Source organism: Citrobacter sp. LJND-P06 (genome assembly GCF_058188415.1).
The window spans coordinates 2,297,049-2,323,348 of sequence record NZ_CP187317.1 but is presented as its reverse complement, the minus strand read 5'-3'; the positions used below and the strand labels follow the sequence as shown (position 1 = coordinate 2,323,348).

Genomic DNA, 26,300 nt, shown 5'->3' with positions numbered 1-26,300 from the left:
TATTTCTTTTTCATGAACGACGCGTGCATGTGAGGGTAATATGGCACCACAAAATGAGAAAAAAAATCGTTATCTTTTAAGTGACTGGAAGCCTGAAAACCCCGCTTACTGGGAAAAAAAAGGTAAGCATATCGCACGAAGAAACCTCTGGATATCAGTCCCTTGTCTGCTTCTCGCCTTCTGCGTCTGGATGTTGTTCAGCGCCGTCGCCGTTAATTTGAATAAAGTCGGCTTTAATTTCACCACCGACCAACTCTTTTTATTAACCGCATTACCTTCGCTTTCCGGCGCCATATTACGCGTTCCCTACTCCTTTATGGTGCCCATATTTGGCGGGCGCCGCTGGACGATTTTTAGCACCGTTATTCTGATTATTCCTTGCCTGTGGCTCGGTTTTGCGGTGCAAAACCCGGCTACTCCCTATGGCGTATTTATTGCTATCGCCTTGCTGTGCGGTTTTGCCGGTGCCAATTTTGCGTCGAGCATGGGCAATATCAGTTTTTTCTTCCCCAAATCGAAGCAAGGCAGCGCCCTGGGGATTAACGGTGGTTTAGGCAATCTGGGCGTCAGCGTGATGCAGATGGTCGCGCCGCTGGTGATTTTTCTGCCCATCTTCACGTTCCTCGGCGTGCAGGGCGTCCCACAAGCCGACGGGTCGCTGTTGTCGCTGGCGAATGCCACCTGGATTTGGGTTCCGCTGCTGATTGCCGCCACCGTTGCAGCCGGGTTGGGAATGAATGATATTTCCAGCTCAAAATCTTCTATCGCCGCGCAACTGCCGGTGCTCAAACGTTTTCATCTCTGGTTGTTAAGCCTGCTGTACCTCGCCACGTTTGGATCGTTTATCGGCTTTTCCGCCGGATTCGCCATGCTGGCGAAAACACAATTTCCCGATGTGAACATACTGAAACTGGCCTTTTTCGGTCCGTTTATCGGCGCGCTGGCGCGCTCTGCCGGGGGGGTTATTTCCGATAAGTTCGGCGGTGTGCGCGTGACGCTGATTAACTTCATCTTTATGGCCTTGTTTAGCGCCCTGCTGTTTCTCACCTTGCCGGGGTCGGGTTCCGGCAGTTTTACCGCTTTTTATCTGGTGTTTATGGGGCTTTTCCTGACCGCGGGGCTGGGAAGCGGCTCAACCTTTCAGATGATTGCGGTGATCTTTCGCAAAATCACGATTTATCGGGTGAAGCTGCACGGCGGAACGGAAGAACAGGCCCAGCGGGAAGCGGTGACGGATACCGCCGCCGCGCTTGGGTTCATCTCTGCTATCGGCGCTGTGGGCGGTTTCTTCATCCCGAAAGCGTTTGGTTCATCCCTGGCGCTGACCGGCTCTCCGGTTGGCGCAATGAAAATATTCTTAGTGTTTTACATCGTCTGCGTGCTGGTGACCTGGCTGGTCTACGGCCGCAAATCACAAAAAAAATAACAACATCTTCATGTAGGCCTGATAAGACGCGTAAGCGTCGCCATCGGGCGTTGAAATAAGGCACAAGACCTTATCCGGCCTACATGCCTGACACATTATCGGAGCAGGAGAAATGTCATGAGCAAACTGCTGGATCGCTTCCGTTACTTTAAGCAAAAAGGGGACACTTTCGCTGAAGGGCACGGTCAGGTTATGCATACCAACCGGGATTGGGAGGACAGCTATCGCCAACGCTGGCAGTTCGACAAAATCGTGCGCTCGACCCACGGGGTTAACTGTACCGGCTCGTGTAGCTGGAAAATCTACGTCAAAAATGGCCTGGTGACCTGGGAAACACAACAAACCGACTATCCACGCACTCGCCCGGATCTGCCTAATCACGAACCGCGCGGTTGCCCACGCGGCGCCAGCTATTCCTGGTATTTATACAGCGCTAACCGCCTCAAATATCCGCTGGTGCGCAAACGGCTGATTGAACTCTGGCGCGACGCCCTCTCCCGCCAGCCCGATCCGGTTCTGGCCTGGGACGCTATCATGAGCGACCCGCAAAAGTGCCAGAGCTACAAACAGGTGCGCGGACGCGGTGGATTTATTCGCTCAAACTGGAAAGAGCTCAATCAGTTGATTGCCGCAGCGAACGTCTGGACGGTCAAAACCTACGGCCCCGATCGCGTCGTCGGTTTCTCGCCGATCCCGGCCATGTCGATGGTTTCCTACGCCGCCGGCACCCGCTATCTGTCGCTGCTCGGCGGCACCTGCCTGAGTTTTTATGACTGGTACTGCGATTTACCCCCGGCCTCACCGATGACCTGGGGCGAGCAAACGGACGTCCCGGAATCGGCCGACTGGTACAATTCCAGCTACATCATCGCCTGGGGCTCTAACGTGCCGCAGACGCGTACCCCGGACGCCCATTTCTTTACCGAAGTGCGCTACAAAGGCACCAAAACCATCGCCATCACGCCCGATTATTCAGAAGTCGCCAAGCTGTGCGACCAGTGGCTGTCGCCGAAACAAGGCACCGACAGCGCGCTGGCGATGGCGATGGGGCATGTGATCCTGAAGGAGTTCCATCTCGACAACCCGAGCGACTATTTTATCAACTACTGTCGTCGCTATACCGATATGCCAATGCTGGTGCTGCTGGATGCCCGTGACGACGGCAGTTACGTGCCCGGGCGGATGATGCGTGCCTCCGATCTGGTGGACGGTCTGGGCGAGAGCAATAATCCAGAATGGAAAACGGTCGCCTTTACGCGCACAGGAGAACTGGTGGCGCCCAACGGGTCGATTGGCTTTCGCTGGGGTGAAAAAGGCAAATGGAACCTTGAAGCGCTGGCTGCCGGTAACGAAACAGAACTGTCGCTCTCGTTGCTGGGTCAGCATGATGACGTGGCGGGCGTGGCATTCCCCTATTTCGGCGGTAACGAGAATCCCCATTTTCGCAGCGTGAAGCAGGAACCTGTGCTCATTCGCCAGCTCCCGGTGAAAAACCTGACGCTGGCCGACGGCAGCGTGCGTCCGGTGGTCAGCGTTTACGATCTGGTACTGGCCAATTACGGGCTGGATCGGGGGCTTGATGATGACTGCGCCGCCAAAGAGTACGCCGAGCTCAAAGCCTATACGCCTGCGTGGGGCGAACACATCACCGGCGTGCCGCGCCGTCATATCGAACAGATCGCCCGTGAGTTTGCCGATACCGCGCACAAAACCCACGGACGCTCGATGATTATTCTCGGTGCCGGGGTGAACCACTGGTATCACATGGACATGAACTACCGGGGAATGATCAACATTCTGGTCTTCTGCGGCTGCGTCGGGCAAAGCGGCGGCGGCTGGGCGCACTACGTCGGACAAGAGAAACTGCGCCCGCAAACCGGCTGGCTCCCGCTGGCGTTCGCACTGGACTGGAACCGACCCCCGCGCCAGATGAACAGCACCTCATTTTTCTACAATCACTCCAGTCAGTGGCGCTATGAAAAACTGACGGCGCAGGAGTTGCTCTCGCCGCTGGCGGATGCCACGAAATTTACCGGGCATCTGATTGATTTCAACGTCCGGGCAGAACGCATGGGCTGGCTGCCTTCTGCGCCTCAGCTCAATCTCAACCCGTTAACCCTGAAAACTAAAGCGGACGAGGCTGGATTATCCCCGGCGGAGTACACCGTTGCGGCGCTCAAGTCCGGTGAAATTCGTTTCGCCTGTGAGCAACCGGACAGCGGGAAAAACCATCCGCGCAACCTCTTCGTCTGGCGTTCAAACCTGCTGGGTTCCTCCGGTAAGGGTCACGAGTACATGCTCAAATACCTGTTGGGCACCGAGAGCGGTATTCAGGGCGAAGCGTTAGGGTCAAACGAAGGGATCAAGCCTGAAGAGGTCGAATGGCAGTCTGCCGCGATTGAAGGCAAGCTCGACCTGCTGGTGACGCTCGATTTTCGGATGTCCAGTACCTGTCTGTTTTCCGACATCGTGCTGCCGACCGCCACCTGGTATGAAAAAGACGACATGAACACCTCGGATATGCATCCGTTTATTCATCCGCTCTCCGCCGCCGTCGACCCGGCCTGGGAGTCGAAAAGCGACTGGGATATCTACAAAGGGATCGCCAAAGCGTTCTCAGAGGTGTGCGTTGGGCATCTTGGCAAAGAAACGGATGTGGTGTTGCAACCGCTGCAACACGATTCTCCGGCAGAACTGTCGCAACCCTTTTATATTCAGGACTGGCGAAAAGGCGAATGCGACCTCATTCCCGGAAAAACCGCGCCCAATATTGCGGTGCTCGAGCGTGACTATCCGGCCACTTACGAGCGGTTTACCTCGCTCGGCCCGCTGATGGACAAACTGGGTAACGGCGGTAAAGGCATCTCCTGGAATACGCAGACGGAGGTCGATTTCCTCGGCAAGCTCAACTACACCAAGCTGGAGGGCCCGGCGAAAGGTCGTCCGCTCATCGACACCGCCATCGATGCTTCAGAAGTGATCCTGGCGCTGGCGCCGGAAACCAACGGCCAGGTGGCGGTGAAAGCCTGGGAAGCGCTGGGCGCCATTACCGGTCGCGAACACACTCATCTGGCGCTCAACAAAGAAGATGAGAAAATCCGCTTTCGTGATATCCAGGCGCAGCCGCGTAAGATTATTTCCAGCCCGACCTGGTCCGGTCTGGAAAGCGAGCATGTCTCCTATAACGCCGGTTACACCAACGTCCATGAATTGATCCCGTGGCGCACGCTCTCGGGTCGCCAACAGTTGTATCAGGATCACGCCTGGATGCGGGCGTTTGGCGAAAGTCTGGTGGCATACCGTCCGCCTATCGACACCCGCAGCGTCAGTGCGATGCGGGAGATCCCTCCCAACGGCTTCCCCGAAAAAGCGCTCAATTTCCTGACACCGCACCAGAAATGGGGCATTCACTCCACCTATAGCGAAAACCTGCTGATGCTGACGCTGTCGCGCGGCGGGCCGATTGTCTGGCTCAGCGAGACTGACGCCAAAGAGTTGGGCATTGAAGATAACGACTGGATTGAGGCCTTTAACGCCAACGGCGCCCTCACCGCCCGCGCGGTGGTGAGCCAGCGCGTTCCGCCGGGGATGACCATGATGTACCACGCCCAGGAACGCATCATGAATATTCCCGGCTCGGAAGTTACCGGTATGCGCGGCGGCATCCACAACTCGGTGACGCGCGTGTGCCCGAAACCGACGCACATGATTGGCGGCTATGCCCAACTGGCGTACAGCTTTAACTACTACGGCACGGTGGGTTCGAACCGCGATGAATTCATCATGATCCGCAAAATGAAACATGTTAACTGGCTGGATGATGAAGGTCGGGATCAGGTACAGGAGGCGAAAAAATGAAAATACGTTCGCAGGTTGGCATGGTCCTCAATCTTGATAAGTGCATCGGCTGCCATACGTGTTCGGTAACCTGTAAAAACGTCTGGACCGGGCGTGAAGGCATGGAATACGCGTGGTTTAACAACGTTGAGACGAAACCGGGTATCGGGTATCCAAAGAACTGGGAAGATCAGGAGGAGTGGCAAGGCGGCTGGGTGCGCGACGTTAACGGTAAGATAAGGCCGCGTCTGGGCGGCAAAATGGGCGTTATCACCAAAATCTTCGCCAACCCGGTGATCCCGCAAATCGATGATTACTACGAGCCGTTCACCTACGATTACCAGCATCTGCATAGTGCGCCTGAAAGCAAAAATCAGCCCACCGCCCGCCCGCGTTCGTTGATTGACGGCAAACGGATGGACAAGATTATCTGGGGGCCAAACTGGGAAGAGCTGCTCGGCGGGGAATTTGAAAAACGCGCCCGTGACCGTAACTTCGACAAGATGCAAAAAGAGATGTACGGCCAGTTTGAAAACACCTTCATGATGTATCTGCCGCGCCTGTGCGAACACTGCCTGAACCCCAGTTGTGTGGCAACGTGCCCGAGCGGCGCGATTTACAAACGTGAAGAAGACGGCATTGTGTTGATTGACCAGGACAAATGCCGCGGCTGGCGTTTGTGTATCAGCGGCTGTCCGTACAAAAAAATCTACTTCAACTGGAAGAGCGGCAAATCTGAAAAATGCATCTTCTGTTATCCGCGTATTGAATCGGGCCAGCCGACCGTCTGTTCAGAAACCTGCGTTGGCCGCATCCGTTATCTCGGCGTGTTGCTCTACGATGCCGACAAAATTGAAGAAGCGGCCAGTACCGAACATGAAACCGACCTCTATGAGCGTCAGTGCGATGTGTTTTTGAACCCGAACGATCCGGCGGTGATCGAAGAAGCGCTGAAACAAGGCATTCCGCACAACGTCATTGAGGCAGCCCAGCGCTCGCCGGTCTACAAGATGGCGATGGACTGGAAGCTGGCTCTGCCGCTGCACCCGGAATACCGCACCCTGCCGATGGTCTGGTATGTCCCGCCGTTGTCGCCCATCCAGTCGTATGCCGATGCAGGCGGACTGCCGCAGACCGACAGTATTCTGCCCGCCGTCGAAAGTTTGCGCATCCCGGTGCAGTATCTCGCCAATATGCTCAGCGCCGGTGACACCGGCCCCGTGCTGCGCGCCCTGAAACGAATGATGGCGATGCGCCATTACAAACGCTCGCAAACCGTCGAAGGCGTCACGGACACCCGCGCGATTGAGGAAGTGGGATTAAGCGTTGAACAAGTTGAAGAGATGTACCGCTATCTGGCTATTGCCAACTATGAAGACCGTTTCGTGATCCCGACCAGCCACCGGGAAATGGCGCGTGACGCCTTCCCGGAGAAAAATGGCTGCGGCTTTACCTTCGGCGACGGTTGCCACGGCTCAGACACCAAATTCAACCTGTTTAACAGCAGCCGAATCGACGCTATCGATGTCACGGAAGTGCGCGACAAAGCGGAGGGCGAATAATGCAAATTCTCAAAGTGATTGGGCTGCTGATGGAGTATCCCGACGAGTTTCTTTGGGAGTGTCGGGACGACGCCCTCGCGTTGGTTCGTAATGAAGCGCCGATGCTGAGCGACTTCGCGGCCGATCTCCTGAATGCGCCCTTGCTCGAGAAACAGGCGCAATGGTGCGAAGTGTTTGATCGCGGTCGCGCCACGTCGTTACTGCTGTTTGAGCATGTTCATGCGGAGTCCCGTGACCGGGGTCAGGCGATGGTGGATCTGCTGGCGCAGTATGAACAGGTCGGACTGCAGCTTAACTGCCGGGAATTACCGGATCATCTTCCACTCTATCTGGAGTACCTGAGCGTATTGCCGGAGGCCGAGGCCAAAGAAGGATTGCAGAATGTCGCCCCTATTCTGGCCTTACTCGGCGGGCGCTTAAAACAGCGCGAAACCCCGTGGTATCACCTGTTTGACGCGTTGCTTGCTCTGGCAGACAGTCCGCTATCAAGTGACAGTGTCACTAAACAGGTCAGCAGCGAAACGCGGGATGATACGTCTCAGGCGCTGGACGCGGTGTGGGAAGAAGAACAGGTGAAGTTTATCGAAGATAACGCCACCGCCTGTGACAGTTCACCGTTACAACATTATCAACGACGCTTTAGCCAGGACGTGGCGCCACAGTATGTTGACGTCGGTTCGGGAGGTCAGAAATGATACAGTACCTGAACGTCTTTTTTTACGATATCTACCCTTACCTGTGCGGTACGGTGTTTATCCTCGGCAGTTGGTTACGCTACGATTACGGGCAGTACACCTGGCGCGCCTCCTCCAGCCAAATGCTGGACAAACGCGGCATGGTGTTATGGTCGAATCTGTTCCATATCGGCATTCTGGGGATTTTCTTCGGACACCTGTTCGGGATGTTAACCCCGCACTGGATGTACGCCTGGTTTCTGCCCATTGCGGTGAAACAGCAGATGGCAATGCTTGCCGGCGGCCTTTGTGGCGTACTGACCCTGGTCGGCGGCGTGGGACTGCTGGTGCGCCGTTTGACCAATCCCCGAATTCGCGCGACGTCGTCCACCGCCGATATTCTTATCCTCTGCATCCTGCTGTTTCAATGCATCCTGGGTCTTACGTCGATCCCCTTTTCCGCCCAGCACCCGGACGGCAGCGAAATGCTGAAACTGGTCGGTTGGGCGCAGTCAGTGGTGACGTTCCAGGGCGGAGCATCGGCGCATCTGGACGGTGTGGCATGGGTCTTCCGGGCGCATCTGGTGCTGGGAATGACCATCTTCCTGATCTTCCCCTTCACCCGTCTGGTTCATGTCTGGAGCGCGCCGTTTGAATACTTCACGCGCCGCTACCAGATTGTTCGTTCGCGTCGCTAATTCTCCGTGCCGCCGGATAGCCTTCACTCTCCGGCGGCTGGCGCGTTATGATGGTTCTCCGACCTAAGGAGAACCCGAATGAAACCCCAGGTTTATCATGTTGATGCCTTCACCTCCGTACCGTTTCGCGGTAACTCAGCAGGCGTCGTGTTACATGCTGACGGACTCAGCGAGGCGCAAATGCAACTTATCGCCCGCGAACTGCGTCACAGTGAAACGGCATTCGTCTTAAAAAGCGATGATTGCGATGTGCGTATTCGCTACTTTACGCCCACGGTTGAAGTCCCGATTTGCGGCCATGCGACCATTGCGGCGCATTATGTTCGCGCCACCGTTCTTGGGTTAGAGAATGGAACCGTCTGGCAACGTTCGCTTGCCGGGCGCCATCGGGTCGATATCCTTGCGCAAGACAACGGCTATCGCATCACGCTGGAACAAGGTACGCCGGGCTTTGAGCCGCCGCTTGAGGGTGAAACGCGCGCCGCCATCATCCGCGCATTCCACCTTGGTGAAGACGATATTCTTCCTGGCCTGCCGATTCAGGTGGCGACAACGGGACATTCGAAAGTGATGATCCCGCTGAAACCCGACGTCGATATCGACGCCCTTTCCCCCAATCTTGCGGCACTGACGACCATCAGCCAGCAGATTGGCTGCAACGGCTTTTTTCCGTTCCAGATCCGCCCTGGCAAAAATGAAACCGATGGGCGCATGTTCTCACCGGCAATCGGTATTGTTGAAGACCCGGTGACGGGCAACGCCAATGGGCCAATGGGGGCATGGCTGGTTCATCACAATGTGATGCCACACGATGGCAAAACGCTGCGTGTTCTGGGGCATCAGGGACGTGCGCTGGGGCGCGATGGCGTCGTCGATGTTAACGTTACTATCCGCGATAATCAGCCGGAAAAAGTGACGATTTCCGGCACGGCGGTTATTTTATTTCACGCCGAATGGTCGATTGACCTGTAGTGTTTCTCCGCCGAAGGGCATGGCTCTTCGGCGGAGGCTGGCGCAATTATTTTCCCGCTTCCGGATGGGTATCAAAGGCAGACATCACCGCCGCCAGTTCCGCTTCGCTAAAACCGTGCTTCGCATCGTCAACGCCCAGTCCAAACCGCGTCTGCAACAGCGCATACAAACTGGCCACATCGGGTAAATTGATCTGCTCTATCGCGTGCCCATCCTGGTAGTGGGTAAAGTGGAAGTTGGTCAACGTCAACTTACCGCCGTCCGGCAGATGGCGACACATCAACAGATGGTGACGGAAATGCGACTGTGGCCAGTGCGCCGACCAGAAGTTGCCCATCACATAATCGCTTTGATGCTGTATGCCAAGATCGAAACAGTACATGGATTGCCAGTGGTCATGATGACGGAACTGCAAAATCCACGCGTCGTCCTCCTGCACCAGACGGTATTCCCCGTGAGGTGTCTGTTGTTCAAGGTCGGCCTGTAGCCGGATCGGCGCGGTCAGTGTTTGCCCACCGAAACCCACGTCGGCTATCCACTGTTCGCCCTCTAACTCAACCAATAACAGGCGATGCGTGCGCGGCGGCATACTCGCCGGATTCGCCAGCACCACTCTTCCCAGTAAACTGCGGACGGTAAATCCAATCTCACGTAGTGCCCGTTCAAAAACGCCGTTTTGTTCGAAACAGTACCCACCACGACGGGCGACGATCAGTTTTTCTTCCAGCGTCTGGTCGTCAAGCTGTATCTCGCGGGGTAACAACACATCAAGGTTTTCAAACACAATGGCGCTGTTGTGATGCAAATGCAGCGCCCGCAGGGTATCGATGTTGATCTGCGCCGTGGTTGACCAACCCAGGCGGGAAAAATAAGCGTTTAAAAAAGGCGTCATAGGGCATTCCTGTTGATAGCACCCTGTATTTATAACGTATTTTTATTGTTGCACCGGCGATTTTGTGCGGTGAATAGCGACAACGGGGCGACAAAATCGCTAATCCCGTTAATATCAATACTATTCCCGTTACGCTTTTCATCTTTCTAAGGAGATGCCATGAGCCGTTTTCGCCCTGTTGAGTTAACGCATGCTTGCCGACTGTTAAATCATGGCCCGACGATTCTGATTACCTGTCGGGATAGCCACACCGAACGACGTAACGTGATGGCGGCGGCGTGGTCTATGCCGGTTGAGTTTGAACCGCCACGTGTTGCGATTGTGGTCGACAAAAGCGCCTGGTCGCGCGAACTGATTGAGCGCAGCGGCATGTTTGGCATTGTGGTTCCGGGAGTGGCCGCCACCAACTGGACCTATGCGGTAGGCAGCGTTTCCGGGCGGCTGGAAGACAAATTCAACTGCTACGGGATCCCGGTGGTCAAAGGCCCGGTGCTCGGATTACCGCTGATTGAAGAAAAATGTCTGGCCTGGATGGAGTGTCGGCTATTACCGGCGACGTCTGCGCAAGAGAAATACGATACGCTGTTTGGCGAAGTGGTTTCGGCCTCTGCCGACGAGCGCGTTTTTACGGAAGGTCGCTGGCAATTTGACGACGATAAGCTCAATACCCTGCACCATTTAGGCGCCGGAACCTTTATCACCAGCGGGAAACGGGTCACTGCGAAGTGATCGCCTCAGGTTAAGGATAAATGTGAATTCTGCTTCACTATTGTTACAGCATACTCCACACTCCCCGGGGGCGGGATTTCCGCCCGCTTTACACCTGTATGAAGTTTATGACGCCAAATAACAGAAAATCTGCCTATACCGTGTGGGCCAAACGTGAAGATATGGTTGAACGCGGGATGGCTATCAGCCTGCCGTGGTTCGCCTTTGTGAACATCAGCTTTGCGCTGATGATCCTTTTTCGTCGCGCCCTGTTTACTGATGCGGATACCCTGTATCAGGCTGAGAAAAGTCTCCTCCTGTCCATCGACAGCGCGGCGATGGGAATCGTACTGATAAGCGTCGTTCTGATTTTCTCGCCACGACGAAAATCGTGGCTGTACCAGGGCTTGCTGGCGCTGTTGAGTCTGTTCTGGTGCTGGTGCATTTACTCTTTCATTGACCAGTGGCAATTACCGGTTGCCTATCCGCTGTGTTCCGTTTTGCTGCTCAGTGCCGTCGTGGCGCTCTATTTTCACACGCCAACGTTACTCTCCTACGTGACCCCGCTGTGGTTTACGGTGCCGGTAGCAAGCGTTGTGCTTAACCATGGCGTAAATCCCCATTTTGCGGTCATCTGGGTTATCTTCACGCTGATTATGCTTGGCGGGCGCGTTATCCTGCTTCGCTGGTTCGATGAAGCCTGGTATCAAAACCAACACAACAACGTGCTCATTGCTCGCCTTGACGCCCTCGCACACCGGGACGCGCTGACCGGCGCGGCAAACCGACGCGCGCTGGAAGATGTGCTGCACAGCGCCACCGCCAATGACAGCGCGTTCACTCTGCTGATGCTCGATGTCGATTTCTTTAAACGCTATAACGATACCTACGGGCACCCAAAAGGCGATGCCTGCCTGACGCAGGTGGCGGAAGTGTTGATGCAGTCGGTGCGCAGCCCAGAAGATGTGGTTGCGCGCTACGGCGGCGAAGAGTTCGCGGTGGTGCTGTTTGGCGCGTCGCTGCAAGAGGCTGAGCAGGTTGCCGCCAGAATCAAAGCCGGTCTGGAGACGGCGGCAATCCCCCACTCCGCGTCAACGGCAAGTGACAACGTCACGGTAAGTCAGGGTATCGCCTGTTCAGCGAAGAGGAAAACGGCTGAACAGACGATTGCAGAGGCCGACGCCGCACTGTATCGGGCAAAACAGGCCGGGCGGAATCGTTGGTCACGCTAGCCGGTTACATACTGTAGCCCGGTTTTTTGATCAGTGTATCCATCTGGGGCGCGATTTCCGCATCCCAGACCGCTTTCCACTCTGCGGGTTGGATTTCGTTTAGCGCCACGCTCACCGAACTCTCTTTACTTTGCAGGTGACGAACGATCACGGCGGTAATGTCTGTGGCCAGTGCGGTTTTCTCATCGTCATTCAGTTCGCGGGGAAAACATTTAATATCGACGTGCGGCATAGCAGGCTCCTTATTGTGAATGTGCTACCAAAACTAGCATACCCGTCTGCAACCGGATTAAATAATTTCATTACTTTTCAGCACCGTTCGCAGTTGCGGTAACTGGCATACCGCATCGGCAATCGCGCTAATGTTCGGCGTATGCTCCTGAAACCAGTCATGGCCTGGCCCCCAACCGCGCATCACCCCCAGATAGCAATCCAGCAACGTGAGCTGTTCGCCAAAGGCGTACGGTTCAGCAATGAGCCGATCGTTTAGCCAGAGATAGAGTGACTTGCGGTATTCCATGCACGATGTTTTCAGTTGCAAAGGTGCATCTGTTGTCCAGCGTTCGGGATAATCGGCATAGGTAAAAGTGGGATACACATTCGCGACCAGCCAGATAAGCAGACGCTGAAACTGTTGCCGCTCCGGGTGATGAACAGACGGAGCAAGATCGGGACGACGGTCGAGGATCATCAGCGCGATGGCCGCCGTTTCCGTCATGATGACGCCATTTTCCAGCACCAGCGTCGGCACCTGACACAGCGGATTACGTGTTTTCAATAAATCGCGTTGCGGTCCCTCGTTATCAAAACCGGTGACATCGACAAATTTGTACGGGATTTCAGCCAGGGTCAGCATGACCTCGCTGATTGCCGATCCCCAACCGGGTACACCATAAACAGTCATCATACCGCCTCCAGCGTGCGTAAAACGCTAAGTGTAGAACAGCCTGGCCCGTTGCAGGTTTCTGCCCGGGAATACGGGCTAAAACCGCGGTCATTATCGCAAAAATACCCACTGGCTGAATCGAGGCCATCCCCTGCCTGTTCTGACTTCATGAATTCTTATGCATTGGTTTTGCGTCAAAAAAAATTAGCAGGTAGGATGCTGCGCCACTCATGTTTATCCCCACCCAGAATAACGGGAAAAGATGAGTGGCATGCAGCGAAGCAATCGTTTGGGTCGTCAGCGGTAGCTAGCTGCATTCCTTCGGACAGACAGGCTAACAGGTAACTTAATGAAAACAGACAACGCAAGCTCACTTGAGCAACACGCTGCGAAACGACGCTGGTTGAATACCCACGAGGAGGGGTATCACAAGGCGATGGGAAACCGTCAGGTTCAAATGATCGCCATTGGCGGCGCGATTGGCACCGGCCTCTTTTTAGGTGCAGGCGCACGTTTACAGATGGCAGGCCCTGCGCTGGCGCTGGTGTATCTGGTGTGCGGTATTTTCTCGTTTTTTATTCTTCGTGCATTGGGCGAACTGGTGCTCCATCGCCCTACCAGCGGGAGCTTTGTCTCCTATGCCCGTGAGTTTTTGGGTGAAAAAGCGGCCTATGTCGCAGGCTGGATGTATTTTATCAACTGGGCGATGACCGGGATCGTCGATATCACCGCCGTGGCGCTGTACATGCATTACTGGGGCGCATTCGGTGATGTTCCACAGTGGGTTTTCGCCCTCGGCGCGCTGGCTATTGTCGGCACCATGAACATGATAGGCGTAAAGTGGTTTGCCGAGATGGAGTTCTGGTTCGCGCTGGTAAAAGTGCTGGCGATTGTGGTTTTTCTGGTGGTCGGTACCGTCTTTTTAGGCTCAGGCCAACCGCTGGATGGCAATACTACCGGGTTCCATTTGATAACCGATAATGGCGGATTCTTCCCGCACGGTCTTCTGCCAGCGCTGGTGCTGGTGCAAGGCGTGGTGTTTGCCTTTGCCTCCGTTGAAATGGTGGGAACCGCCGCCGGGGAATGCAAAGATCCGCAAACCATGGTGCCAAAAGCTATCAACAGCGTTATCTGGCGCATTGGTCTGTTCTACGTCGGTTCGGTGGTTCTGCTGGTACTGTTGCTGCCGTGGAACGCCTATCAGGCAGGCCAGAGTCCGTTCGTGACCTTTTTCTCAAAACTGGGCGTGCCTTATGTCGGCAGCATTATGAATATCGTGGTATTGACCGCGGCGCTCTCCAGTCTTAACTCAGGTCTGTACTGCACTGGACGTATTTTACGCTCAATGTCGATGGGTGGTTCGGCCCCTAAATTTATGGCGAAAATGAGCCGTCAACAGGTGCCGTATGCTGGAATTCTGGCAACGCTGTTCGTCTACATTTTCGGCGTATTGCTCAATTATCTGGTGCCTGCTCAGGTCTTTGAGATCGTGCTGAACTTTGCATCGCTGGGCATTATTGCGTCGTGGGGATTCATCGTGGTCTGCCAGATGCGTCTGCGTAAGGCAATTAAAGAAGGCAAAGCGGCAGACGTCAGCTTCAAAATGCCGGGCGCGCCGTTCACCTCGTGGCTCACCCTGCTGTTCCTGCTCAGCGTGCTGGTGCTGATGGCGTTTGACTATCCTAACGGAACCTGGACCATCGCTTCCCTGCCGTTAATTGCGATTTTGCTGGTTGCCGGTTGGTTTGGCGTACGTCAGCGCGTTGCGGAAATTCACCGTCATGCGCCGGGCGTTTCAGAGGATGTTGCGCGTAAAGAAGTCGTCGCGGATCAGCGATAAATTGTGTTGGATGCCCGGTGACGTAACGTTTTCCGGGCATTGGCGAAAGGCCGGACAGCATGTTCCGGCTGAGTAACATTAATTCGCTTCGATAAGCTCAGCGACGTCACTGCTGTTAATTTCCCGCTTATTGCCGTCCTGATCGGTGTAACTGGTCATTCCCGTCTCTTTATCCAGCTTCGGCTTGCCCTGAATCACAATGGTTTTCCCCTGTTTTGTCGTCATGACGTAATCGGTGGTGCAACCCGCCAGAGTGAAAATCATAACGCCCGCGCAAAGGCACATAAGTGGCTTCTTCATCATATTCCTGTATTTTTCAATCATCCAAACGTGCCGGTAGTGTAGTTCCCGGATGTTGACCAGGCTACTTGCGGGGTGTAACGAGGCATGTCGGCTCAAGGGCGGGAAGACAGGAGAGGAATTGCCTCTCCTGTTGAAGATTACAGCGCGATACGAATCACATCATCTGGCTGGGTGGCTTCCTGCTCGCGAGTCGATTTTTGTTTAACGCTCACGTAGAGGGTTTTTCCATCGGCAGAAAGCGCGAGGCTGTTCGGGAACGTCGGCGTGTCAAACGTCTTCACCACGTTGTAGTGCTTCGCGTCAATCACGCTGACTTTACCCGCCTGACGATGGGTAACGTAGGCTTCGTTACGCGCAGGGTTGAACAGCACCGCCAGCGATTCAGGCGCGGCCACTTTTGCCAGAACCTTGCCGTCACGCGTATCAATCACTAAGACTTCCGCCGCTTTCGAGTCGGTAATAAACGCGCGGTGGCCTGCGGTGTCCAGGCTCAGGTTAATAAAGAAGTGCTCTTTACCGTCGTCCAGCAATTTCTTGCGGCTCAGAATTTTATTATCGGCGGTATCGATGGTGATAAATTCGCCATCGGCGTTGGTGGTATATAAACGCCCGGCTTTACTGTCGACGGCCAGACCGGTGCTCATCTTGCCGGTATTCTGGATGGTGGTTTTCAGTTTGATGGATTCACCATCAACCACCCAGACAACGCTTTCTTTACCGATGCCGCTGATGTAAACCGTGTTGGTTGCGTCATCCGCCACCAGTTGGCGAGGCTGCAACGGACGCACCTCTTCTGAACGCTGGCGGGGATCAAGCACCAGGCGCCCTTTGACCTCACCCGTTTTGGCGTCAATGGCCGTCAGCGCGCTGTTGACCGTATTGCCAAACCACAGCGTTTGGGTTGCATTGTTAAGGGTTGCGCCAAACGGTTTGAGATCGCTGTGAATCGCCTGAGTGACTTCCAGCGTGACAGGGTCAAGGCGATACACGATGCCGCCTTTGTCAATTTTACGGCTCTGCGACGTGGCCAGCCACAACGCATTTTCCTGCTGGCTATAGGCCATTTCATATGCGCCCTTACCTACGGCTTTACGCAGCATTTCTTGTGCAGCCTGCGTGCTAAATGACGACGCAACAAGCAGTGAACCTAACAATAATGAACCCCGCAGGCGCGGCGAAAACAGATGACGTAACGGCATGACGACTCCCTTTGATAAATATCTGATAACTGCTTCACACGGCTTCAATGAGCAACATCATGGTGTCGCTCATTTTTATGAATGCGAATAGTAATCATTATTTATCAATATGTGGAGCATTCTTTTCACCCGCCGCGCAATCTTCTTAATTTCTCCACGAAGGCACGACAGCACAGAAGGTCACAGAGTATTGGCGTTTTGAATATTAATACATCAATAGCGGGGGTTCTCCCCGCTCTATTTTGGCAAGATTAATTAAGATATTGCGTTCTAATAAGAGTCACATTTTTAGCAATGATCTCTTTCAGGCACTGACGGGATTCATCTTTATCTCCTTGCGCCAGCGCATCGAGCAACCTGTGATAATGCTCCACACGGCTCTGATTACTGTCAGGTGCACCATTGCTATATAAAAAATGCAGGCTGGGGCCCATTCGAACCCACAACTGTTCAATCATTTGATAGAGCGTCGGCATATTGGCATAACGGTAAATTTCAAATCGAAACGCGTGATTCGCCAGAAGTCGTTCTTGTATCGTGCCGCTTTCGTACGCCTGTTGATACTGCTCCAGTAACGTGGTGAGCGTCTGCAGATGCTCGGCAGACATCGCCTCTGCGGCCGCCGCGACCGCCATTCCTTCAAGTTCGGTGCGCACGTGGTTGATCTCTTCCCATCTCGCCAGTGAAATGTCGGGCACCATAAAGGCCTGCGCCGGCGCAACGGTCAATGCGCTGGAGGAGACTAACCGCAGTAAGGCTTCACGAACCGGCGTAATGCTGACTCCCAGATCGTGGGCAATATTTTTCGTTATCAGTCTCGCACCTGGTTTTAATGCACCTATCGTCAACTGGTGTTTCAAACCGTTCTCAACTTGCGTTGTCAGGCTGATATGTGATGTTCTTTCCAAACCGGGCATTTTACATCCTTCCGTTATTCATCGAGCGACACCTCAATTAAACCCATACATAAAGAAAGGTATTTAATTTAAAAAAAGTGAACCTGGTCAGGAAAAATAAAAACCAAAAGTGATAGTTTACCCGCGTGATATTAAGTTTATTAACGTTCGATGACGCAATTTGCGGTGCCTTAATTAAAGCCGCAAATGAAAAATTTGCCCATTTTTTATAGCGGCATTATTACTTTACACTGCACGAAACCGTTGTTTTACGGTTTTGCGGCGATTTTTCTGCCATCGTTGGGTAAATACAAAAGTGCAAAAAAAACCGGGATCAAAAAATGATCCCGGTTTATGGCGGCTTAAAAACAGATTAACCGATTGATTTAAAAGATTTTAAAACACCCGTCAGAAACTGTATTTCACGCCGATCATCGCTGAGCTATCACTGTAGCCTTTATCACCTACCTGAACGCCGATATTGCCCCACAGGTTCAGATGCGGATTCAACTGGCCCTCTACGCCGGTTTTCAGTTCGCCAAGATCCTGCGAGCCGTCCTGACTGACGCGCATGCCATCCATCCGGACGCCAAACTTCTCGCTGTTGTGGATCCAGTTGGCTTCCACAAACGGCTGGAAGATCCGGTTTTTTCCGTCATCGATTTTGCTATGGCCTTTCAGGAAGGTACGCATACCCAGACGGGTTTGCACATTGTTCTCCCCTTCACCGCTAACGCGGGTGCCATTGCTTTCACGGTGATCGTCTGCGGTGACGCCCATCCAGATGACCTGCGCCTGCGGCTGGATATACCATTCATTCAGTGAGCCCTGACTGCCGGTAAACTCGCCCAGTTTATGCGTGTAACCCGCTTCAAGCGACGCGGTAAGACCGCGCGATTTGTAGGACTCATTGTGAATATCCTGCCCTTTGACGTCATTATCAAACCAGCCGTACTGCGCCCAACTGTCCAGGTACATGCCTTGTCTGGTTTCGTCGTTCTGATACCAGGTAGCGTAAAGCCCGGCGCTGTAACCGCTGACGGTGCCTTCTGAGCGATAACCCGTGACAGTCGAACGGCTGTTGCTGCTGTTACGACCGTAACCGGCCATCACGCCAAGATGCCAGCGTTGCAGCTCATCCGAACGCCATTGCGCAATATCTCCGCCCAGTTGCACCACGTAACGGTTGCTCTGAGTACTGATTTGCCCGCTGCTGTCTTTAGAGCGGTTATGCCCGCCGACCTGACGCAGCCACATGCTGGTGACTTTCTTCTCGCCGGTCAGCGCGTCGGTATACTGAGGCTCTCCCAGACGATCGTGCAGACGAGTGATGAACATCGTATTGGCCGCCATCAGGTTAGCGCTATAGCTGGCTGATTCAGGACGAACAACCGGCTTACCCGGAACATCCGGTGTTTTTGGCGTGACAGGCTTATCTGGCGTACCCGGATTTTTCTGTTCATGAGAAGAATCCGGTGTTGTTGGCTTTTCTGATGTGTCCGGTTTTTCTGATGTATCCGGCTCGTCAGGCGTATCCGGCTTTTTCGGCGGTATCTCAGGTTTAACATACTGATTAGTCAGGAACCAGTCAGCGCCTTTTTTCTCCAGACTGTAGTCGTAAGCCCCGGCCACAATACGCCCGGATTTGGTGAAGCTCCCGTCAGACTCGCCTTTCACTTCGACAACACGGATCCCGTTAAGGGTCCAGTCACCATTGCCCCCGGCATTATTCACTTTCACGAAGGTGTTGCCGCGAGTATTGCCATTGACCACAATGTTGTCCGTCACGGAGGCATCATTGCCCAGCACGGTGTTCAGCACGACCGTACCGCCCTGACCATTCCAGTTATTGGCGGTCAGGGTACGTCCTGTGCTCATCGGCAGCGAGGATGGCGCCACAATGTTCACGGTTCCCGCGAGATGAATATCATCAACCCGTGAATCCGCCGTCATGTTCCAGCGACTCTCTTTGTCGATGTTGACGTTCGTCGGGTCAATCCAGCCTGTCAATATCGCGTGGTTACGCAGTGATAACGCGGTATTGTCCTGGCCGATGATATTGCTCACCAGATGTGCCCCGTCATTGCTGCCGTCCAGCACCAGTTCTCCGCCGTTAATACGGGTGTCGCCACTCCACAGCGTATTGCCTGAAAGCGTGAGCGAGCCCTCACCGGTTTTGGTCAGACTGCCTGCCGTTGTGCCGTCAACGATGTCTCCGGCAAAGGTCGTATTGTCTGAGGCCGTGGCGTTGTTCGCCGTCAGCGTCGCCCCGTTCAGACGCACTTCTCCGCCGATGCCGCCCAGTCGGTTAACCCGCTGGTTATTCGCGTTCAGGTCAAACACGCCGCCGTTGACAGTCACTTCATTGCTGCTGGCAATGCTGTCAACCACGTCCGTGCGCAGCGTACCGCTACTGAGGGTAGTTTTGCCGGTGTAAGTATTCACGGCACTGAGTACCGTTTCCCCTGCACCCTGCTGGGTCAGTGAACCCGTACCAGAGATGACGCCAGAGAGGGATGTTTCGTCAGGGTTGTTGATAACAAATTCGCTGTTGTTAAGCACGTTACCCCTAATCGAGCCTGCGCTTGCGCCATTGCCCAATTGCAGCGTCCCACCGCTGATGGTGGTACCGCCCTCATAGGTATTTTTGCCCGTCAACACGGTCGTTCCGCTGGTATTGCTCAGGGAGCCCAGCCCTGAAACGTCAGATGAAAACAGGTAATTTCCGGAGGTATCGGTGTGATTAAAGACTAACTGGCTACCGGCAGCATGCAGTCTGACGGCAGGTGCCTCTAATGTACCGGGTGTCGCCGCTGCTGAGTCTGGCTTCGCGCCAATCACCAGCATGCTGGTGTCATTATTAATATTGACGCCACCTTCAGCCACCATCGTGCCGTTATCTTCCAGCACCAACGCGCCGGTGCTGGACGCCTCGCCTGACCTTGGTTTAAAACCAATACTCAGGATGTGTTTTTCCCCGAGATTCCATGTTGAGCCCGCGCCCTTAATGGTTGCCGTCCCCGTCGCGCCCGATTCAGTGGCAATCCCGCCACCCATTGAATTGATGGTGCCGCCGTCGGTGACGCTTAATATACCGTCGCCGTGGCGCCCAACATTTAATTCACCGTTGGTAATGGTAAAACGGGAGTCTTTACCGCTGACGTTAACCGCACCCTGTGTTCCCGCGCTATCACCAACATAAGAAACCGAGTTGCTGGTGACGTTACCGCCGTGGGTAATATTCAGCGTACCGCTGCCGTTGTTCCCCACCGTAATTCCGGAGCGGCTCTCCGCTGTAGCAAATAATTCTGAGTCCGCGCCATCGACGGTAACAACACCGGTACTATTGTTGTTTTGGCCGATATTGATAAACCGGGTGTAGGCCTTGCCGCCGTTTTTAATCTCCAGCGCACCGTTGCCTCCACCACCGACCGCTGTGGTTCCTTCGCTTGCAGGAATATTGCCCGTGGTGACGCTATCGAACCATGTTCCGCCATCCACAGTGAGAGTGCCGTTATCATTTCGGCTAAACCCCATGACGGATCCGCTTTCTACAGCGGGATTTTGCCCAGCCACCACTGTGTCACCGCGAGAAATAAGCAGCGAACCCGTGCCGCCGTCGCCGACATATAATGCCGGTGGCGAGTCAGGAAGCTCTACAGCCGTTTTTGAGCCATTAATAGAAAGTGCGTTGGCATGCGCAGTTGTGCAAATTGATGCTAAAACAATTAAACCCATACCATCCAAAGGGGTTATTTTATAAATATTCTTGCCGTTGTAACTCAATATATCATTCTCCATGTTTCATTATTTTTTTGGCTGTGAATTCCATCAGTTCTGCCAAAATCAAAATTTAACATAGGGTTACATATTATTTCAAATTTGTGACATTGACCGCATAAATAATGCTCGCATTCAGTATAAATATTGCCATTGCTGGCAATTGATATTTATTTAAGGTAATATATAAAAAGAGTTTAATTCAGCTTTTTTAAAGTATTTATCATTGACAAATACATCACGTTATATATGCGCTGATCTTTTAAAGATGTATTTCATTTCAAACTTCACAGAAGAGTATGAGATTGCACCGCGTTGGACTTAATAATAAAAAAAGAAAACTGCTCCGGGAGAGCAGTTTATATCCACAGTGCTTGTGGCTTAATTGCCGGTGGGATTTAAACGTACCACCAGATAAACGCAGTGGAATGACGTTTCATTAATAAAGCGGCAGTCATTGGGCGGCCCGAGTTCAAGACAATCTCCTGCCTTCATTTCATGACGGGTATCCCCTTCAACAAACACCAGTTCACCCTGTTGTAACCAGATAAGCTGTCGGGCCAGCGCGTAGGACGACGCGGGCATCGGAACGTCGCTGCCGGGCGGAAGTTCTACCTGCACCAAATCGATCGGCAGATCGCTGCGCGGGGAGACATGGCGGCGCAGATAGTGCGTTTGCGGATCGTGCCAGACCGGTTGATTGGCAAAGCGCAACAGCTTGCCCTCCTGCATCTCGGCACGGGCGATCAGCGTCGACATACTAATGCCAAACGCGCCCGAAAGTCTGCCAAGCAGCGTTGCCGTTGGGCTACTCTCCCCCCGTTCAATCTTGTGGATCATCGCCCGTGAGACACCCGCCCGTTCGGCAAGCTCCGTCAACGACCAGCCCCGTGACTCGCGTTCAATGCGAATTCTGACACTGATCCGTTGATTTATATTGTCTTCAATAGTATTCATATCGTAATACTATAGTGAACACCCCCTGAGGTTCAACATGCCCATTCGATTTGCCAGCAAAGAAGACTGCGCCGCCATTGCAGAAATCTACAACCATGCCGTTTTACACACCGCCGCCATCTGGAACGATCAAACCGTTGATGTCGACAACCGCATCGCCTGGTATGAGGCGCGTCAGTTCCTGGGCTATCCGGTGCTGGTCAGCGAAGAAAATGACACGGTTACCGGATATGCCTCTTTTGGCGACTGGCGAAACTTTGAGGGCTTTCGCCATACCGTTGAACACTCGGTCTACGTTCACCCGGAACATCAGGGTAAAGGGCTGGGGCGAGCACTGCTCAAGAGACTGATTGATGAGGCGCGGGCGTGCGGTAAACATGTGATGGTTGCCGGGATTGAGTCGCAAAACCTCGCCTCGCTGCATCTGCATGAATCACTGGGGTTTAAAACGACAGCGCATATGCCGCAGGTCGGCACGAAATTTGGTCGTTGGCTGGATCTGACTTTTATGCAACTGCAACTGGACGATCGTCTCGATCCGGACGGACGCAGATGAACCAGACGCTGACCGTTGCTTTCCTGATTGCCGCAGGCATTGGCCTGGTTGTACAAAACACGCTGATGGTGCGGATTACCCAGACCTCGTCGACCATCCTTATCGCGATGCTGCTCAACTCGCTGGTGGGCATTATTCTGTTTGTCAGCCTGTTAGGGTTCAAACAGGGGGCGGCAGGATTTGGCGAGCTGATGTCGAGCGTGCGCTGGTGGACGCTGATCCCCGGACTGCTGGGATCGTTTTTTGTTTTCGCCAGTATCAGTGGCTATCAATATGTTGGCGCGGCGACCACCATTGCAGTGCTGGTTGCCAGCCAATTGATTGGCGGTTTAGTGCTGGATATTGTGCGAAGTCACGGCGTGCCGCTACGGGCGCTGGCAGGCCCCGTGTGCGGGGCGGTGTTACTGGTGATTGGCGCCTGGCTCGTTGCCAGGCGCACGTTTTAGGATGCTCAGAGGATCGTGCCGCCTTTGGTGAGCTGATCGCGGCGCGCTTCCATATCTTCTTTGTGCTGGCGTCCGTGATGCGCAATGGCGTTACGCAAGCGTTGCTGCTGGGTAAAGCGTTCTTCCCGGCTCAGCTCGCCATCTTCACTTAACACCACCAGCAGTTCATTCATATGGGTGATCACGCCTTCGTTAATGGCGGCATCGACGCGTAAACTTACCTCATCCAGATGCGACATATTTTCTCCTTAACGTCTTAATTCAATTTCGCTTTTGAAAAATCGCTGCCCATCAGGCTCACGCTGTAACCGCTCACGTTACTTCGCGTAGCGTAGAACGTTTTTCCGTTCGCCAGCGCTATCCAGGGCGCTTGTTGATAAAAAATGTCCTGCGCCTGACCGTACAACGCCGCGCGTTTGGCCGGATCGCTGACCAGCTTCGCCTTCTGCACAAGCGCATCATACCCCTTATCGCACCAGCGTGCGGCATTCGATCCGGTTTTGATGCTATTACATCCTAATAAGACATCGGCAAAATTATCCGGGTCACCGTTATCAGACATCCAGCCAAACAGCGCGGTATCATGTTCGCCTTTACGCATCCCGGAAAGGTACTCGCCCCACTCATAAGAGACAATTTTTGCCGTTACGCCCACTTTTGCCCAGTCGCTCTGGATCATCTCAGCAATTCGCCGCGAGTTGGGGTTGTAAGGACGTTGAACCGGCATTGACCAAAGCGTCACTTCAAAGCCCTTCTCCTGCCCGGCCTGTTTCAGCAGTTCTTTCGCCTTTTGTGGATCGTAAGTGTAGTCGTTAAGGTCTTTTTTAAAGCCCATCATCTTCGGCGGAATGGGGGATTTTGCCACCGTGCCGGAACCTAAAAAGACCGCGTTTATGATAGCGTTCTTGTCCGTGGCGTAATTCAGCGCCTGGCGAACCAGAACATTATCCAACGGTTTCTTCTCTGTATTAAACGCCAGATACCCGACGTTCAGCGCATCAACGGTATGCAGCGTCAGATCTTTATTCTTTTTAATCTCCTCAAACTGCACTGGCGCGGGGGCGGGAATAATCTGACACTCGTTGGTTTGCAGTTTTGCCAGGCGCGTCTGGACGTTCGGTGTAATCGAAAAAATCAGGTGCTTCGTCGGCACATCACCATCCCAATAGTGAGGGTTCGCCAGATAGCGAATCTGCGCATCCTGCTTGTACTGTTGTAAAACGTAAGGGCCGGTGCCAATCGGCCAGTTGTCGACGTTTTCCGGCGTGCCTTTTTTCAACATGGCATCGGCATATTCCGCCGAGAGAATAGACGCAAAATCCATCCCCCAGTCGGCGAGAAACGCCGCATTCGGCTCGCTTAAGACAAACTGTACGTGGTAATCATCGAGCTTCTTCACCTCTTTTATCAATGTATCCAGACCGACATCATTGAAGTATTCATAGCTCCCCTGCGAAACGTTGTGATAAGGATGGCTGGCGTCTTTCTGGCGCAAGACGGAGAAAATAACGTCGTCTGCGTTGAAATCACGGGTGGGCTTGAAGAATTTATTACTGTTGAACTTAACGCCCTGCCTCAGGGTGAAGGTATAGGTTTTGCCGTCTTCAGAGATAGTCCAGTCAGTCGCCAGAGACGGAACCGGGGTATTTTTTAGCGGATCAAAATTGATTAATCGGTTGTACAGCACCTGAGAACTGGCCACAAACGAGGGGCCGGAACTGGCGATTTGCGGGTTAAACGATTCGGGAGACGCTTCCGAGCAATAGATGAGGGTATCCGTCGCTGCCGCTAAAGCGGCGCCTGTGGGCAACATTGCGCTGAGCGCCAGTGCAAACACTGCTTTCCCTGTAGACATAGTTATAGGCCTTCTCATTTTAGTCGTAGGATGACCATCTGAGCATAGCTGACAAAAACTGACAAATAACGAATCACTCTCAGGTTATGCAAATCCGGCGTTTTCCGCTGATAAATTCCGCAACAGGCGTGAAAGAATTTCCCTTAAGTCTTTTTGTTAACGTCAAGATTTTTCCGTGTCCTCTATGCCTGGAAAATTCGCCCCTTTTTGCCTCTCTTCCGCCGTTTGTATGTCGCGGCTCCCCGTAAAGTAGATGCGTGAAGAAGTCTAAGGGACAATAACGTGGCAAAAACTCTCTTGCGTAGCGGCAATCTGGATGACTATCAGGCCGTGGGCGGCGGCGGTCAGGCCGTTTTTGATTCAGCATTGCAAATTCGTGAAACGCTGCGCCTGCGAAAACAGCAGGCCATGGCGGAATGTCTGGCGATACCGCAACTTAACGATAGCGGCGAGCGCGTTGACTGGTATTCCCCACTCGAGGGAGAGGCCATCGCGTGGAAATCAGCCAGTGAAGCGTCGCGTTTACGGGCGCTGCGCGTGCTGGCGGGCATGGTAGAGACGGCTGCGGCATTGAGTCGAAAAAGCCTGCAATCCGGTAAAACGTCCCTGCAACTGTTCGGATCGTTGCTGGAAAAAGCCCTCCAGTTCCCCGGTGAAAATCATGTTTTTGTGGTGAACGGCAAGCCGGTTATCACCTTCTGGGGCTTCGTGAATCTCAACGAAAATACCCGTGATGACGTCCTGGATTGCCTGCGCACGTTTGACGCGCCCCCTGCGCTTTGCGCGACACCAGAGCCAGAAGACGACCCCGTACCCGAGATAACCTTCGCTCAGGCGGATGAACCTTTGCTGGCGCCGGTCATCGAGCCACTCCCGGAGCCTGAGCCGATTTCGAGTGCTGCGCTACCTGTCAGTGAGCCGCAATCGCCAACGCCGTCGGTGAAACCCGTCCGTCGTCTGCCGGTGTGGTGTTTGCCGCTCGCGGCGGCGGTGATTGTGGTTATCGCTGCGCCATTGCTGTGGACATCATCGGCTGTCGTCACTGAAACCCCCGCCCCCGTAACGTTGGCAGCATCAGAGATAAAACCGTTGCCGAAGACAATCGCCCCGCTGCCGCTGCATCAGGCGGACGTTACCCCAGCGCCTCAAGTCGAGAAAAAAGTGGATCAGCCCGTGGTGATTGCCGCCATCGCGAAAGATGCGCTGGTGATGGATGCCAATCAGATGAAAGCCGGGACGACGCGGTTTTTAAACGGCAACTGGCGCGTGATGATTGATGTGAAAGATCCCATTACCGGCAAAGCGCCTTCTCTGCGCTATCAGTTGCAAAACAATAAAGGCACTGCGCGCGTGGTGCATGGCGACAGTATCGTCTGTCGTGCCGAGGTGTTCTCGGGTCTGCATCAGTCGGGCGAGCTGATGATCAAAAGTCGCGGCAATGCGCGTTGCACTGACGGATCACGCTACCCGATGCCGGAAATTACCTGTAAAGCGGGCGCTAATGACGTTGCGTCTTGCACGGCGCGTTACGATGCTCACGCGGCGCTGCCGTTGACGTTTAAAAAGATAGGTGCCTGATTT

General features: G+C 53.9%; 22 protein-coding genes. 12 read left to right on the top strand and 10 right to left on the bottom strand.

The window, feature by feature from the left end; all coding sequences use genetic code 11:
* The first annotated feature begins 40 nt into the window (after positions 1-40).
* The 6 genes from ACO7SM_RS11065 to ACO7SM_RS11040 all read left to right on the top strand — a co-directional run bounded on the left by ACO7SM_RS11065 (position 41) and on the right by ACO7SM_RS11040 (position 9,169).
* Complete coding sequence (locus tag ACO7SM_RS11065; protein WP_490470838.1) at positions 41-1,426, top strand: NarK family nitrate/nitrite MFS transporter; 1,386 nt, start codon at positions 41-43, stop codon at positions 1,424-1,426.
* Between the two features lie 117 nt (positions 1,427-1,543).
* Positions 1,544-5,284 (top strand): nitrate reductase subunit alpha, encoded by a 3,741-nt coding sequence (locus ACO7SM_RS11060; protein ID WP_490470837.1) that lies wholly within the window; start codon positions 1,544-1,546, stop codon positions 5,282-5,284.
* Complete coding sequence (gene narH / locus ACO7SM_RS11055; protein ID WP_490470836.1) at positions 5,281-6,825, top strand: nitrate reductase subunit beta; 1,545 nt, start codon at positions 5,281-5,283, stop codon at positions 6,823-6,825. Before ACO7SM_RS11060 ends, narH begins: the two co-directional genes overlap by 4 nt.
* Positions 6,825-7,520 carry a nitrate reductase molybdenum cofactor assembly chaperone gene (gene narW, locus ACO7SM_RS11050; protein WP_490470835.1) on the top strand — a complete coding sequence of 232 codons (696 nt, stop codon included), beginning with the start codon at positions 6,825-6,827 and terminating at the stop codon, positions 7,518-7,520. Before narH ends, narW begins: the two co-directional genes overlap by 1 nt.
* Positions 7,517-8,197 carry a respiratory nitrate reductase subunit gamma gene (gene narI / locus ACO7SM_RS11045; protein WP_490470834.1) on the top strand — a complete coding sequence of 227 codons (681 nt, stop codon included), beginning with the start codon at positions 7,517-7,519 and terminating at the stop codon, positions 8,195-8,197. Before narW ends, narI begins: the two co-directional genes overlap by 4 nt.
* 78 nt (positions 8,198-8,275) lie before the next feature.
* Positions 8,276-9,169: a PhzF family isomerase gene (locus ACO7SM_RS11040; RefSeq protein WP_490470833.1), complete on the top strand. Its 894-nt coding sequence runs from the start codon at positions 8,276-8,278 to the stop codon at positions 9,167-9,169.
* A gap of 46 nt (positions 9,170-9,215) precedes the next feature.
* Here the strand turns inward: ACO7SM_RS11040 and nhoA are convergent, their stop codons facing one another.
* Complete coding sequence (gene nhoA, locus ACO7SM_RS11035; RefSeq protein ID WP_490470832.1) at positions 9,216-10,061, bottom strand: N-hydroxyarylamine O-acetyltransferase; 846 nt, start codon at positions 10,059-10,061, stop codon at positions 9,216-9,218.
* A gap of 159 nt (positions 10,062-10,220) precedes the next feature.
* Here nhoA and ACO7SM_RS11030 point away from each other — a divergent pair, with 159 nt between their 5' ends.
* Positions 10,221-10,790, top strand: coding sequence for a flavin reductase family protein (locus ACO7SM_RS11030; protein WP_490470831.1), 570 nt, complete (start codon positions 10,221-10,223; stop codon positions 10,788-10,790).
* Positions 10,791-10,951: 161 nt separating this feature from the next.
* On the top strand, positions 10,952-12,001 hold the full coding sequence (locus ACO7SM_RS11025) for a GGDEF domain-containing protein (protein WP_490470925.1): 1,050 nt from the start codon (positions 10,952-10,954) through the stop codon (positions 11,999-12,001).
* A gap of 4 nt (positions 12,002-12,005) precedes the next feature.
* Here ACO7SM_RS11025 and pptA read toward each other — a convergent pair whose 3' ends face one another.
* Together pptA and ACO7SM_RS11015 are read right to left on the bottom strand one after the other, a co-directional pair.
* Positions 12,006-12,233, bottom strand: a complete 228-nt coding sequence (gene pptA / locus ACO7SM_RS11020) for a tautomerase PptA (RefSeq protein ID WP_490470830.1) — start codon at positions 12,231-12,233, stop codon at positions 12,006-12,008.
* 57 nt (positions 12,234-12,290) lie between these two features.
* A complete protein-coding gene (locus tag ACO7SM_RS11015; protein ID WP_490470829.1) occupies positions 12,291-12,908 on the bottom strand; it encodes a glutathione S-transferase family protein in 618 nt (205 codons plus the stop codon).
* 328 nt (positions 12,909-13,236) lie between these two features.
* Between ACO7SM_RS11015 and ansP the strand changes: the two genes are divergently transcribed.
* The gene (gene ansP / locus ACO7SM_RS11010; RefSeq protein ID WP_490470828.1) at positions 13,237-14,727 is read left to right on the top strand and encodes an L-asparagine permease; all 1,491 of its coding nucleotides are present in this window, start codon (positions 13,237-13,239) and stop codon (positions 14,725-14,727) included.
* 78 nt (positions 14,728-14,805) lie between these two features.
* Here ansP and ACO7SM_RS11005 read toward each other — a convergent pair whose 3' ends face one another.
* The 5 genes from ACO7SM_RS11005 to ACO7SM_RS10985 all read right to left on the bottom strand — a co-directional run bounded on the left by ACO7SM_RS11005 (position 14,806) and on the right by ACO7SM_RS10985 (position 21,862).
* The gene (locus ACO7SM_RS11005; protein WP_490470827.1) at positions 14,806-15,027 is read right to left on the bottom strand and encodes a YgdI/YgdR family lipoprotein; all 222 of its coding nucleotides are present in this window, start codon (positions 15,025-15,027) and stop codon (positions 14,806-14,808) included.
* A 140-nt stretch (positions 15,028-15,167) separates the two neighbouring features.
* A complete protein-coding gene (gene yncE / locus ACO7SM_RS11000) occupies positions 15,168-16,229 on the bottom strand; it encodes a 7-bladed beta-propeller protein YncE (protein WP_490470826.1) in 1,062 nt (353 codons plus the stop codon).
* Between the two features lie 251 nt (positions 16,230-16,480).
* A complete protein-coding gene (locus ACO7SM_RS10995; RefSeq protein ID WP_490470825.1) occupies positions 16,481-17,146 on the bottom strand; it encodes a GntR family transcriptional regulator in 666 nt (221 codons plus the stop codon).
* A gap of 387 nt (positions 17,147-17,533) precedes the next feature.
* On the bottom strand, positions 17,534-20,863 hold the full coding sequence (locus tag ACO7SM_RS10990) for an autotransporter outer membrane beta-barrel domain-containing protein (RefSeq protein ID WP_490470824.1): 3,330 nt from the start codon (positions 20,861-20,863) through the stop codon (positions 17,534-17,536).
* A gap of 423 nt (positions 20,864-21,286) precedes the next feature.
* Positions 21,287-21,862 (bottom strand): helix-turn-helix domain-containing protein, encoded by a 576-nt coding sequence (locus ACO7SM_RS10985; RefSeq protein WP_490470823.1) that lies wholly within the window; start codon positions 21,860-21,862, stop codon positions 21,287-21,289.
* A gap of 37 nt (positions 21,863-21,899) precedes the next feature.
* On the opposite strand from ACO7SM_RS10985, the gene ACO7SM_RS10980 reads away from it, so the two are divergent.
* Together ACO7SM_RS10980 and ACO7SM_RS10975 are read left to right on the top strand one after the other, a co-directional pair.
* On the top strand, positions 21,900-22,418 hold the full coding sequence (locus ACO7SM_RS10980; RefSeq protein ID WP_490470822.1) for a GNAT family N-acetyltransferase: 519 nt from the start codon (positions 21,900-21,902) through the stop codon (positions 22,416-22,418).
* Positions 22,415-22,864: a DMT family transporter gene (locus tag ACO7SM_RS10975; protein WP_490470821.1), complete on the top strand. Its 450-nt coding sequence runs from the start codon at positions 22,415-22,417 to the stop codon at positions 22,862-22,864. Before ACO7SM_RS10980 ends, ACO7SM_RS10975 begins: the two co-directional genes overlap by 4 nt.
* Before the next feature lie 5 nt (positions 22,865-22,869).
* On the opposite strand, the gene ACO7SM_RS10970 is transcribed toward ACO7SM_RS10975, so the two are convergent.
* On the bottom strand, positions 22,870-23,103 hold the full coding sequence (locus ACO7SM_RS10970) for a YdcY family protein (RefSeq protein ID WP_490470820.1): 234 nt from the start codon (positions 23,101-23,103) through the stop codon (positions 22,870-22,872).
* A gap of 17 nt (positions 23,104-23,120) precedes the next feature.
* Complete coding sequence (locus tag ACO7SM_RS10965; RefSeq protein ID WP_490470819.1) at positions 23,121-24,719, bottom strand: ABC transporter substrate-binding protein; 1,599 nt, start codon at positions 24,717-24,719, stop codon at positions 23,121-23,123.
* Between the two features lie 282 nt (positions 24,720-25,001).
* On the opposite strand from ACO7SM_RS10965, the gene ACO7SM_RS10960 reads away from it, so the two are divergent.
* Entirely contained in the window at positions 25,002-26,297 is a 1,296-nt protein-coding gene (locus tag ACO7SM_RS10960) for an SrfA family protein (protein WP_490470818.1), read from the top strand.
* The last annotated feature ends 3 nt before the right edge of the window (positions 26,298-26,300 follow it).